Annotated in this window: 13 protein-coding genes and 1 rRNA gene; 1 reads left to right on the forward strand and 13 read right to left on the reverse strand. The window is 32.8% G+C overall.

The genetic code is table 11. From position 1 onward, the window contains the following. Positions 1-68: 68 nt before the first annotated feature. From rsmI to CLCY_RS03080, 6 genes are all read right to left on the reverse strand, one after another. A complete protein-coding gene (gene rsmI / locus CLCY_RS03055; protein WP_048569665.1) occupies positions 69-914 on the reverse strand; it encodes a 16S rRNA (cytidine(1402)-2'-O)-methyltransferase in 846 nt (281 codons plus the stop codon). A 4-nt stretch (positions 915-918) separates the two neighbouring features. Continuing rightward, the gene (locus CLCY_RS03060) at positions 919-1,644 is read right to left on the reverse strand and encodes a tRNA1(Val) (adenine(37)-N6)-methyltransferase (protein ID WP_048569666.1); all 726 of its coding nucleotides are present in this window, start codon (positions 1,642-1,644) and stop codon (positions 919-921) included. A gap of 13 nt (positions 1,645-1,657) precedes the next feature. Continuing rightward, positions 1,658-2,200 (reverse strand): TlpA family protein disulfide reductase, encoded by a 543-nt coding sequence (locus CLCY_RS03065; protein WP_048569667.1) that lies wholly within the window; start codon positions 2,198-2,200, stop codon positions 1,658-1,660. A gap of 217 nt (positions 2,201-2,417) precedes the next feature. Further along, positions 2,418-3,335 carry a PSP1 domain-containing protein gene (locus CLCY_RS03070; RefSeq protein WP_048569668.1) on the reverse strand — a complete coding sequence of 306 codons (918 nt, stop codon included), beginning with the start codon at positions 3,333-3,335 and terminating at the stop codon, positions 2,418-2,420. A 3-nt stretch (positions 3,336-3,338) separates the two neighbouring features. Then, positions 3,339-4,307, reverse strand: a complete 969-nt coding sequence (locus CLCY_RS03075) for a DNA polymerase III subunit (RefSeq protein WP_048569669.1) — start codon at positions 4,305-4,307, stop codon at positions 3,339-3,341. An 834-nt stretch (positions 4,308-5,141) separates the two neighbouring features. Then, positions 5,142-5,471 carry a cyclic-di-AMP receptor gene (locus CLCY_RS03080; protein ID WP_048569670.1) on the reverse strand — a complete coding sequence of 110 codons (330 nt, stop codon included), beginning with the start codon at positions 5,469-5,471 and terminating at the stop codon, positions 5,142-5,144. Between the two features lie 251 nt (positions 5,472-5,722). Here CLCY_RS03080 and CLCY_RS13830 point away from each other — a divergent pair, with 251 nt between their 5' ends. Beyond that, the gene (locus CLCY_RS13830) at positions 5,723-5,968 is read left to right on the forward strand and encodes a hypothetical protein (RefSeq protein ID WP_048569671.1); all 246 of its coding nucleotides are present in this window, start codon (positions 5,723-5,725) and stop codon (positions 5,966-5,968) included. A gap of 12 nt (positions 5,969-5,980) precedes the next feature. On the opposite strand, the gene CLCY_RS03090 is transcribed toward CLCY_RS13830, so the two are convergent. The 7 genes from CLCY_RS03090 to rrf all read right to left on the reverse strand — a co-directional run bounded on the left by CLCY_RS03090 (position 5,981) and on the right by rrf (position 12,207). Further along, positions 5,981-6,565, reverse strand: a complete 585-nt coding sequence (locus CLCY_RS03090; protein WP_048569672.1) for a nucleoside/nucleotide kinase family protein — start codon at positions 6,563-6,565, stop codon at positions 5,981-5,983. Between the two features lie 12 nt (positions 6,566-6,577). Next, on the reverse strand, positions 6,578-8,038 hold the full coding sequence (locus CLCY_RS03095) for an aminotransferase class I/II-fold pyridoxal phosphate-dependent enzyme (protein ID WP_048569673.1): 1,461 nt from the start codon (positions 8,036-8,038) through the stop codon (positions 6,578-6,580). Between the two features lie 180 nt (positions 8,039-8,218). After that, entirely contained in the window at positions 8,219-8,758 is a 540-nt protein-coding gene (locus CLCY_RS03100; RefSeq protein WP_048569674.1) for a hypothetical protein, read from the reverse strand. 136 nt (positions 8,759-8,894) lie between these two features. Continuing rightward, positions 8,895-9,398, reverse strand: coding sequence for a hypothetical protein (locus CLCY_RS03105; RefSeq protein ID WP_048569675.1), 504 nt, complete (start codon positions 9,396-9,398; stop codon positions 8,895-8,897). Between the two features lie 323 nt (positions 9,399-9,721). Further along, positions 9,722-10,615, reverse strand: coding sequence for a homoserine kinase (gene thrB, locus CLCY_RS03110; protein WP_048569676.1), 894 nt, complete (start codon positions 10,613-10,615; stop codon positions 9,722-9,724). Positions 10,616-10,630: 15 nt separating this feature from the next. Then, a complete protein-coding gene (thrC, locus tag CLCY_RS03115) occupies positions 10,631-11,686 on the reverse strand; it encodes a threonine synthase (protein WP_048569677.1) in 1,056 nt (351 codons plus the stop codon). 404 nt (positions 11,687-12,090) lie between these two features. Continuing rightward, positions 12,091-12,207: ribosomal RNA gene (rrf, locus tag CLCY_RS03120) — 5S ribosomal RNA — on the reverse strand. Positions 12,208-12,288: the final 81 nt, after the last annotated feature.

Consider the following 12,288-nt stretch of genomic DNA (forward strand, 5'->3'; position numbering starts at 1 on the left):
TGGTACTTTCTATGAAGCCAAAGCCCAAAATACATAAACTGTATCTTGGGCTTTGGTTATTTAAATATTTAATTCTCAATTTTTAAACTTTCTTTATATACCTCTGACTTTGGAAGTTTTCTTTCCTTAGAAACAAGTTTTATAGCGTCTTTCTTAGAATTCCCTTCCTCTATGTACTTAAGTATATGATCAACTATAGAAAGATTTTCGTATCTCTCTTCTCTTTCCTTATCTATGTCTTCTTGAGTTAATCCTTGAAGAATAAGTACAAACTCTCCCTTAGGATTATTCTCCTCATAATATTTTATAGCCTCACCTACAGTAAGTCTTAGTATTTGTTCATGCCTTTTAGTTAACTCTCTACATATAGCTATTCTTCTATCTCCAACATATTCGTATATGTCACTTAGGGTTTTTTGTAGTCTATGTGGTGCTTCATATAGAATCATAGTTTTTGTTTCTGCTTTAAGCCTTTCAAGGTCTTCACGTCTACCCTTACCATCTCTTTCTATGAAGCCTTCGAATACAAATTTATCAGTACTAAGGCCTGATACTGTTAGTGCATATATTCCTGCAACTGGTCCAGGACAAGCGTAAACCTCTATCCCTTCTTCAACGCAAAGCTTTACAATATCCTCTCCAGGGTCAGATATACCTGGAGTTCCTGCATCTGATACAAGTGCTATTTTATTTCCTTCTTGAAGCCTTTTTATAAGCTTTTCACCTGCTTCACGTCTATTGTGATGATGATAACTTATAAGTGGCTTTTTTATTCCTAAATGATTTAGAAGCTTTAGAGTTTGTCTTGTATCCTCTGCAGCAATTAAATCTACTTCACCTAGAATCTCTATTGCCCTAAGGGTTATGTCCTTAAGGTTACCTATTGGTGTTGCAACTAGGTATAACTCTCCCATTTAATCACCTACCGTAAATTCTATTTATTTCATCTGTGTAGCTTCCATCTTCATTATATACATATAATGGGCTATCTATAGTTAAAAAGTCTCCTCCGCTGCGTACAGCCTCAATAAGAAGCATTGTAGGCTTCTTATTTATATTTGGATGTATAAATCTAATTCTTCTAGGTGCAAATTTGTATTTATTAAGTGCTACTAGAATATGTGAAAGCCTCTCTGGTCTATGAATCATGTAAAGCTTTCCTCCACTTTTTAGGACCTTAGATGCAGAAAGTATAATTTCATCAAGATTAACTAATATCTCATGGCGAGATATTGCCTTTTTATCTGTAGGATTTTTAATTCCTGTATTATCCTTCTTATATGGAGGATTACATACTACTACATCGAAGTAATTACATCCTATATCTTTGTAGTTTTTAATGTCCTCATTTATTATCTTAATTTTATCCTGAAGATCATTAAGTTCTATGCTACGATTAGCCATTTCAGCAACCTCAGCTTGAACTTCAACTCCAACTATCTCCTTTGGAGAGTATCTTCCCTCCATAAGAAGTGGGAGTATTCCTGTTCCTGTTCCGAAATCAACTACTCTACTATCCTTTTTAGCATTTGCAAAGTCTGCTAAAAGTACAGCATCAATTCCAAAACAAAACCACTCTTTATTTTGTATTATTTTAAGTCCTTTAAGTTCTAAATCTTCTATCTTTTCTCCTGGGTTTAGCATATATTCACCTTCCTTATAGTACAGACTTTATTGTACTTATAAGCTCATCCTTTGAAATAGTTTTTGCAAATCTTGCAAATATATATCCATCTCTATCTATTACATAGGTAGTAGGTGATGAATCTACTCCATACTTTTTAGTAACCTCGCTATTTAAATCTAGCAATACGTTTAAAGATGCTATAGGGTTATCACTTATAAACTGAGTAACATCCTCACCTTTCTCTCCTGAATTAATAAATAAGATTTCAACACCCTCTTTTTTATAGGTATTTCCTACCTTCATAAATTCAGGGATTTCCTTTATACTGTCAGCATTCCATGTATTGAAAAAGTTTACAACTAAAACCTTTCCAAGATAATCTGTTGAAACTTGTTTCTTTCCATTTGCATCTAACAGTTCAAATTTCGGAGCCTCCTGTTTATCTTGCCCTTTAACCTCATTAACCTCTTTATTTACCTCTATTTTTTTCGTGTCTATTTTACTACTTGTTGAACATCCTGTAAATCCGATTGATAAAATTGCTGCTGTAAGCATATATATAAGTTTTTTCATATCTTCCTCCAAGTTGTAATGAAGCTTAATATAATATATTAATTTACATAAACATTATATTCCTCTTATTAATTTCTTGTCTATTAGTGTGATGTAGTAATACAGTTAAAACTATAAAAGACTACTTAAAAATTACATAGGTAAGTTTAAGTAGCCTAATATCACTATGAATTAAGTTAAATTAGGTATATATAAATAAGCTTTAAAGCATTCTAAACTATTCCTTTAAAAGATTAGAAATACTTTTAACGTCATCGACATCTCCTAATTTCTTAAGCTCTTTTTTGATTTCTTCCTCAGAAAGTTCTATGTGTTCAAACTCGCCTTTTTTCATCTTAACGTCCTTAAGATCGTACTGTCTGATTTCAAAGGCATCTTTATCAGCTTTAACTTTAACTTTAAGTGTTTCCTTTAGAACATTATTCTCAACAACTTCACCTATTCCATCTGGAGTAGAAACTATAGAAGATGGCTTCGGTAGTCTCTTTCTTATGTGTACATATGTCTCTTGTTCATAGTTTAGACAGCACATAAGTCTACCACATACCCCTGAAATCTTAGTGGGATTAAGTGATAGATTTTGTTCCTTTGCCATTTTTATTGATACAGGCTCAAAATCTCCAAGGAAACTTGAACAACACATGCTTCTTCCACAAGGACCAAGCCCTCCAATAACCTTGGATTCATCTCTAACCCCTATTTGACGAAGTTCTATTCTCGTTCTAAATATAGATGCAAGGTCTTTAACTAGTTCTCTAAAATCTATTCTTCCATCTGCTACAAAATAGAATATGATTTTGCTGTTGTCAAAGGTGTATTCAACGTCTATAAGCTTCATAGGAAGTCCATGCTTCACTACCTTCTCAAGACAAATACTTAAAGCTTCTTCTTGCTTTATTTTATTCTCTTTGTTCTTGTTGATATCTGCCTCAGTAGCCACTCTAATAACCTTCTTTAAAGGTGCTACAATTGATTCTTCAGTAACCTGTCTTGGTCCAATAACAACATCACCAAATTCAAGTCCTCTAGCAGTTTCTACTATAACCTTATCATCTTTTTTTATATCAATTGTATCAGGATCAAAGTAATATATCTTACCTGCTTTTTTGAATCTAACACCTACAACTGTTATCATAATTTATTTTGCCTCCTGTATACTAAGTATCATAACTTCCATAGTTAGCTGAAAGTTAGTATCCCTTGTTAACTTATCTCTAGTCTCTTTAATTACTCTAAGCGACTTATCTAATTTATTATAAGATAATCTGTAGCTTTCCTCAACTAATATTTCTAATTTATCCCTATTTATTACATTGTCATTGTTTTCCTTTAGTTTAAGCATAATTATATCTCTATATAAGGAGGTAAATATGTTAAGAACCTCCTTAATATTATCTTTGTGCTTCATAAGTGACTCTCCATACTCTAGAGCCTTAAACCTACCACAACTAAATATATTAAGTCCCATATCTATAATCTCTTCACGAAGTTTTAAAAACTCATCACTACATGCACGAAGGGCTACACCTAAATTTCCCTCACTATAAAGAGATGCAAAATCTGCTTTCTTCTCATCTATTCCAAGAGCTATTAGTCTCTCCCTTACTAGAGATGTATCTACTCTAAAAACCTTAAGTATCTGACACCTTGATTTAATAGTATCTAATATATTAAGGGTGTTTTCTGCTAGAAGTATAATTGTTGCTGTATTTGGAGGTTCCTCTAGGGTTTTTAGGATTGCGTTTTGGCTTTCTGTAGTTGCTGTGTGGAAATTCTTTATAATAAGGACCTTACGTCTTCCCTCGTATGGCTTCTTATGAACCTCTTCAATTGAAGACCTTATAGTATCTATTTTAACAGTATCCTCATCTATAACCCTAAGGTCTGGATGACTTAACTTATCTATTCTTTTACAGTTAGAACATAGAGTACATGCTCCATTTGAATCAAGGGATGTGCATAGCAGAGATGCAGCTATAAACTTTGCCATCTCCATCTTCCCAAGTCCCATTTCCCCTTCTATAAGATAGGAATGAGATACTCTATCCTTATTAATAGATGCCCTAAATAAATCCTTTAAAACTTCCTGCCCTAGTATATCAAACATTGTTAATCCTCCATATAAGCTTCATAGTTATATTATATACTTTTAAAGATTTTTAAGCCACACTCTATAGAAACATCGCGATTCTGCAAGGAGTAGAGTTAAGGCCTAAATCGACGAGTTCTTCAAGAAGAGCTTCTAATCTGCTCAAATTTACATAGATTAAGTGCGGCGCAAACTCGCTTCGCTCAAACATGCTTCCTTACTAAATCTATGTAAATTTAAACAGATAAGAATCTCTAGCTTTTCACTCTATTGATTTAGGCCTTAACTCCACTCTTTGCAATGATACTTCTTCTGTTTAATTATAGGTTGATCGATGGAAGATTTTTGTTTTGGTTTAATTTCTTAATGTTTTATATAAATTAATATAACCGTGTTAAGTTTTATTATTTCTATTCTTTTTTAAATCTATCAAAGACCTTATCATTTAAGTCAGCATTTTTAAAGAAGTATATAATCCAAATAATTAAGACTATAAATAAGCACCACTCAGAGATTAAAATACCTTCTATTTCATAAACTAAATTCTTAAAAAGCCTGTTCTGTAGGGATGGTCTCTCTGCAAGTATGTGTTGTCCCTGTCTAAAGCAATAGAGCCCTGAACTAGAGCTTCTTATCTGAGGAAATAGCTATAGAATTAGAAATAAGTCGTGAAGCGAAGCGGTTTGAGACTTAGTTCTTATTCTATAGCTATTTCTACGGATTAGAAGCTCTGGGAAATGGTCTCGTCGTTTTAGATAAAGGCAACACATCCTTGCAGGACACCCTATCCCACATAAAAAAGGCCATTGACTTTCCATCAACAGCCTAATAAATAAAATTAGTATAAATCCTTTATGCCTTTTCAAATTCTTCTACATTAAGAACGAATATAGTTGCTCCGCCGATTGCAACTTTAACAGGAGATGGCATGAACATTCCTCCTCCTCCAATTAGAGAGTTAGGTGGCGCAACTGTTGTTTCTCTAGTTCTACATACTTCTCTTATGATTTCTTTTACATCTTTAACTCTTTCATCTTCAACCCCTGTTAAAAGAGTAGTATTTCCTGATTTAAGAAACCCTCCAGTAGTTGAAAGTTTAGTTACTTGATAATTTGCTTTATTTAATTTCCCGATTAATTCGTTAGCATCATCATCATGAACAATTGCTATTACGAGTTTCATAAGTATCACTCCTATACTAAATAAATTTAGAATATTAAAAATATTGTAATATATATATTATATCTAATATATGTTTAGTTGTGAAATACATAATTACTATTATTCTATTATATGTATTGATTTATGTAACATTGCTTTAAATCTCTTAGAATGTCTAAAAATCCCAAGGTTTTCTTTATAAATTAAATTTCATTATAGTATTTGATATATCCAAGATATTATTTACATATATTTATTTAGAGGTGAATGATATGCGTGGTTTTTTCTCATTAAGTCCTAATGAACTAATACTACTTGCTACAACAATTTCTCTTCAAATTGCTGAGGTTACAGATGCTGATCAACAAAATGTACTTGGAAACTTCTTCGGTGCCTTATCCTCTAATTTGCAAACTATAGCTGCACAAGCCGAGTCTCTTAAATCTGCTTCAGAGTCTAATTCTAAAAAAGGGTCTAACTCTTCAGATGATTCTTCTGATGATTCCTCTGAGGGTTAAACCCTATTAACCCTATATTAAATTTAGAATTTCTTTCTTTATTTTATCAATACATTTATCAAGGTCATAGTTAGAGTATGATTTTTTAATACCTAATTTACTTAGGTTCTCTTCACTAAAATCTACACTGTCTGCAAGAAACCTTCTACATAGCTCATCATAATTTGGATTTTCTTGCTTCATCTCTCTTATTAATGCCCTTTCAAGACGAATACCATCATCAACCTTAATATAGAAAGGAACTACATACTCTTCACCGAAGTAAGCTTTAAGGCTATTATAGGACTCAAGAGTTGTAATAAGTATATAGTTTTTGCTTAGGTCTATCTGTCCATCATCTAGTGTACAGTAATGCCAATCGCCACTAACTGTATTGTATACCCTCTCCTCTATTAGTTTTCCACACTCTCTATATCCACTCAGAGTATTGTTATCGATGAAGTAATACTCTACCCCATTTGTTTCATCTGTTCTCTTAGGTCTTGTTGTATAACCTATAATGGGTAAAAGACCTAGATTCTTATCCTCTTTAATCTCTCTAAATATAGTATCCTTTCCAGAACTACTTTTCCCCATTAAACAAAATATTTTACCCATAGTTTCCTCCGATTAATCTAAAGTATTAACTATAACTTTAATAGTTTTAAGACTTTTATCTTCAATTCCATTAACATCTATTTTTAATTCCTTACATGCTTTTATACACTTTATCTTGTCATTTGTTATTAACTCCCCTGGTAGTAGTATAGGAATACCAGGTGGATATGGTGCTACCATCTCTCCACTAATTCTACCTTCGCTCTCTTCTAGCAAAATCTTTTCCTTAGCTAAGCTATATCCCTTGAAAATAGGAAGTTTTACTTTGTATGTATAATCTTGAATCCTTAATTCCCTGTTATCTACATAGTTTAAATCACCACTACTAAACCTAGTCTCTATATCATTAAGTGAAGTGTAGAGTTTATTATAGTACTTCTTGCTATCAAATATAGTTCCTATAATTACTATATTTCTCCCATCCGCCATTTCAGCCTGTATAGAGTAATCACTTCGAAGTAGTTCCATAAGCCTTACTCCTCCTATGCTAGAGGATATTACAATTCTAGTAGGATCTATATTATGTATAGATGCTCTTCCTATATATGATAAATCGAGGATTTTAAAAATCTTTGAACCCTCCATTTTCTTTCTAAATTCATATATATAGCCTAAAACATTCTCTATTAGTTCTTCTCCATGATTCTCCATTACATCCCTTGCAGCCTCAATTGATGACATTAGGATGTATGATGGACTAGTACTTTGATATAAGCTAAGCATAAACTGAAGTTTTTCACCACCTACTACATCTAACGCCCTTGTAGATATATTTAATACCCCTGTTTGAGTTAATGCAGGTAATGTCTTGTGAAAACTAACAACCTCCATGTCAGCTCCAAGTTCTATGGAAGTACTAGGAAGACTACTGCTAAATGGAAAGTGTGCACCATGTGCAGAGTCAACTAATAATAACATGTTATATTTTTTCGCAATTTCACTAATTTCTGATATATTGCAGCATGTTCCATAATAAGTAGGAGATGTTATAACAATAGCCTTAGCATCTGTGTTATTCTCAACAACGCGCTTTACCTCATTTACATCTATAGATACAGCTAGTGAAAATTCATCTAGAACTGTAGGAATTATATACTCAGCATTTAATTCTCCCATAAAACATGCCATATAAACCGACCTATGGCAATTTCTTTGTATAATTATCTTATCACCCTTGTTAACAGATGATAAGATCATTGCATATATCCCCGCTGTACTACCATTAACTAGATAAAAACTTCTAGCTGCACTATAGCAAGCTGCTGTCTCCTCTTGAGATAACTTAATCGAATCCATAGGACAGTGCAAATCATCAGTACCATCAACCTCAGTTACGTCAAAGGAATAAAGATTGTCTCTTATATTATTTAAAATATCATACCCCATGTCACTACCCTTGTGCCCAGGCATATGAAATCTTATATTATCCTCTTCATTGTATTTGATAAGTGAATTAATAATCGGCGTTGTCACCTTGTCACCACCTTAGAAATTAATATCTAAATTATATCATACCCTGTTTATTAGATGTTTATCAAAGTAGAGTGTCTTGCAAGTAGTTGTGTTGCCTTTGGCTAAAGGCAACACTAATGGATCTCCCCCTTTTTCCATATAACAAAATAACAAAAGCACCTCCACATTGTGAAGATGCTTTTATAATACAGGATAAGTATATTGTCTTAAAAAACCATTATATATAAGTCTTTTATTTACTATATTTAGAAAGTCCCTTGGTTTTACCATTGTAAATTCCTTATCAAGTTCTGCTGCACCGCTTTCTAGTAAAACATAGGCTACAAACTGTGAACAAACAAAATGTCTTTCTCTTTTATAAGGTATGTTAAAAAGTATAAGTGGAAGCCCAATAAAATTATATTTATATGTATGCTTGTGTTCTTCAAATACATTAATAAGTTTTTTGATGTTTTCATAGGTTTCTTCTGTTACATCAAGCTCATATATTACACATTTTGTATTATCATATTTTTTATATACACCACTATTAAGATCTTCTCGAACAAAGCCAGCTATAAATGGAAGCATCATGTTTCTTCTTCCAAAACTATATAACTCCTTTAAATCCTTGTCCAAAGCTATAGATGCATGTGTGTATTCATATCCAGTTGCCCTATAGATCATACTAGAAAACCTTGTACCTGTTCTGGTTAAAAGTAGGTATATCTTTTTACTCATGCTTAAAATTCACTCCTCTTTTCACAGTAAGTTTAAAGATATTTATCTCTAAATTATACCATAGAAGTATTTGCATAATATGGTGATATTAGTAGAACAAAAAATAAAGAAGGAGACATATTTCTCCTTCTTTCGACTACTTAACTATTCCTCTTAAACCATCTATCTTTCTTATAAGAGCTTCACTTGGTTCAAATTTTAAGCTATATAATTTTCCTTCTCTTTCAAATATACACCTTTTAACATTCATACACTTAGAGTTACAAGTGAAATCATACTCTCTAACTATTCTTTCTTTGCCACTATATTTAACTCCTAATTTATCTATAGTAACTATGTTCTTAGCCTTGAAATTAATCTTTACTATTCTTCTACCCTTAGTTACATCTTCTATTAATATCTCATTATCAATTATCTGGTATCTATATACCCTATCCATTTTTCTTCTAAACTTAATTGTTGATGTAATAGATATAAGGGCAGTTACTCCTAAAACAACTTTATAGTAATCCCCAAATAACATTATATCTGAAATAAAGCATAATATTAGTACAGCCAATATGATAGCCATTATGCCTATTGCAATTTTTAATACGCGCTTATCATAACACTGTACTTCTTCTCTGTATAAAGCCCCCATTTAAGTTTTCCTCTCTTTTTAAAAATAATAACAAACTGATTATACAGAAAGGTATTACTCTTTACTACATCCAAATAAGGTTAAATTACACTCCATTTTGATGTTTTAGCCTATTTAGATTATTTATTAACTATTATCATAAGGTATATAGGTAATACTATGTTTTTCTAAACCTTTTAACTCAAACCCTTTTATTTGCTATATTCTTAAAGAAATAATTTAATTTTCGACTTATTGTTGTTTTTTGTAAAATTTAAGCTTTTATTAACTTAATTATATAAAAAAGGAATTCAGCATAGCCGAATTCCTAATCATTTATAAATCTATTTAACTACAGATGCACCTTCAAAATTAGGTGATACTATTTGAATTGTCCATTCATTATCAAGTTTACCTAAAACACTTTTCATATTTTCTAGATACTCACTGTTATCTCTATGAACAAAAGCAAGTAGTGTTGAACCTGAACCACTTATAAACTCACATAGTCCACCTGCATCCTTAGATGCCTGAAATACCTCATCTATATTAGGTATAAGCTTACCCCTATAAGGCTCATGTATTCTATCCTGTACTACGTGTCTTAAAGTATCAATCTCCCCATTATGCAGAGCAGATATAAATAAAGACGCACGGGATATATTAAATACACAATCTTCCCTTGAGTATGAAGTAGGTAGTACTCCTCTTGCCTCATTGGTACTTACCTTAAAGTTAGGTACCATAACAGCACATAGAACTTCACTTGGTACACTTACCTTTGAATAATAAACTTTGCCATCTTCTTGAACAGATGCAACCATACCACCAAGAAGTGCAGGTGCAACATTGTCAGGATGCCCTTCCATGCTATTTGCGATTTCAAGCATTTCTTGTTCAGATAGCTTACCTCCAAGAAGTTCATTTGCAGCAAGTATTCCACCAACTATACAAGTAGCACTGCTCCCAAGTCCTCTAGACATTGGAACATCACACTTATACACGTGAATCTTAAAGCCACCAAATGATTCACCTACTTTATCATATACTCTTTTTATAGCCTGATAAATTAGGTTTTCTTCAAGTTCTAGATGAAGATTCTCTGATTCAACAAGGGTTTCTACACCTTCATCTGTAGGTATAACTTCTATATAGTTATATATACTTAGGGCCATACCAAGTGCGTCAAAACCTGGTCCCATATTTGCTGTTGTAGCAGGTACCTTAACCCTTACCATTAATCTCACTCCTAACTAGCCTTGTAGTATTTCCTTCTCGATTGCTGCTAGATCTGCTTCTAGAACCTTAAAGTCTCCTCCAAGTCCTACAGCAGTATCTGGGTCCTTAATACCATTTCCAGTTAGAATACAAACAACCTTTGATCCCTTCTTGATCTTTCCTTGGTTGTATAGATCATATAGTCCAGCAACTGATATACTTGATGCAGGTTCAGCAAATACACCTTCGCTTGAAGCTAGCATCTTGTATCCCTTTAGTATTTCTTCGTCTGTTATCTTGTTTATTTCTCCATTTGATTCTTTAAGAGCAGCAACAGCCTTATCCCAGCTAGCTGGGTTACCGATTCTTATAGCTGTAGCTATAGTTTCTGGGTTTTCATAAACCTTGTTATCAACTATTGGAGCAGCTCCTGCAGCTTGGAATCCTATAAGTGTTGGTAGGCTACTTGACTTACCAAGTTCCTTATATTCCTTAAAGCCCTTCCAGTAAGCAGTTATGTTTCCTGCATTACCAACTGGAATTGAAAGATAGTCAGGTGCATCCCCTAATTGGTTACAAATTTCAAACGCAGCTGTCTTTTGTCCTTCTATTCTATATGGATTAATTGAGTTAACCATAGTTATTGGGTGCTTTGATGAAATTTCCTTAACCATATCTAAAGCATCATCAAAATTACCTTCAATAGCTATAATCTTAGCACCATATGCAATAGCTTGTGCTAATTTACCCATAGCAATTTTCTTATTTGGTATAATAACTACACACTTCATTCCTGCCTTTGCAGCGTATGCAGCAGCTGCAGCTGAAGTGTTTCCTGTTGATGCACAAATAACAGCCTTTGACCCTTCTTCATAAGCCTTAGTAACTGCCATTGTCATTCCTCTATCCTTAAATGACCCTGTTGGATTTAAACCTTCATATTTTAGATATATTTCTATACCAGGCATAAGTTTTTCTAAGTTTTCAGCTCTTATTAAAGGAGTATTTCCTTCATGAAGAGTAATTGCCTTAGTATCCTCACTAACTGGTAAATATTCTCTAAACTCGTTGACTAATCCCATCCACCTCATATAAATAAACCTCCGAAATTGTAAAATGTATTTTCTATATAAACAAATGTATTTCTACGGAATACCATAAACATATAATAACATACAAATTATATGTTATCAATAAAAGTTTGCTTCCTTATAAAATACATGTATTTCTATAAATTCTAACACAGATTACGCTATTTTAATAGGTTTTATGTATATCCAAAAAAAGAAAAAAGCTATGGAAACTCCATAGCCATAAAAGTAAATAAAATTTAGTGAAGAAATAGATTCGCCATTTATTAAGTTACTTATTCTAGACTACCTTGGAAAGATTACTTTCTTCAGTAGTCTACACTTATGAGCTTTAGCCCAGAAGTTTCCTTTTGAGAACTTTTAAGCAACATAAAAAACCTCACAGGTTTGTGAGGTTTTTATTTACCAAGCGACTTCCTACCCTCCCAGTCCGTCTCCAGACTAGTACTATCGGCGTTAAAGAGCTTAACCTTCGTGTTCGGAATGGGAACGGGTGTATCCTCTTTGCCATCATCACTTGATATGATTCTTTGAAAACTGCACAGCATTTTTGAACTTAATCAAGATTAAGCCCTCGATCTATTAGTATCAGTCAGCTACAC

Origin of the sequence: Clostridium cylindrosporum DSM 605 (assembly GCF_001047375.1) — a bacterium.
In the GTDB taxonomy this organism is placed as follows: Bacteria; Bacillota; Clostridia; order Clostridiales; family Caloramatoraceae; genus Clostridium_AB; species Clostridium_AB cylindrosporum.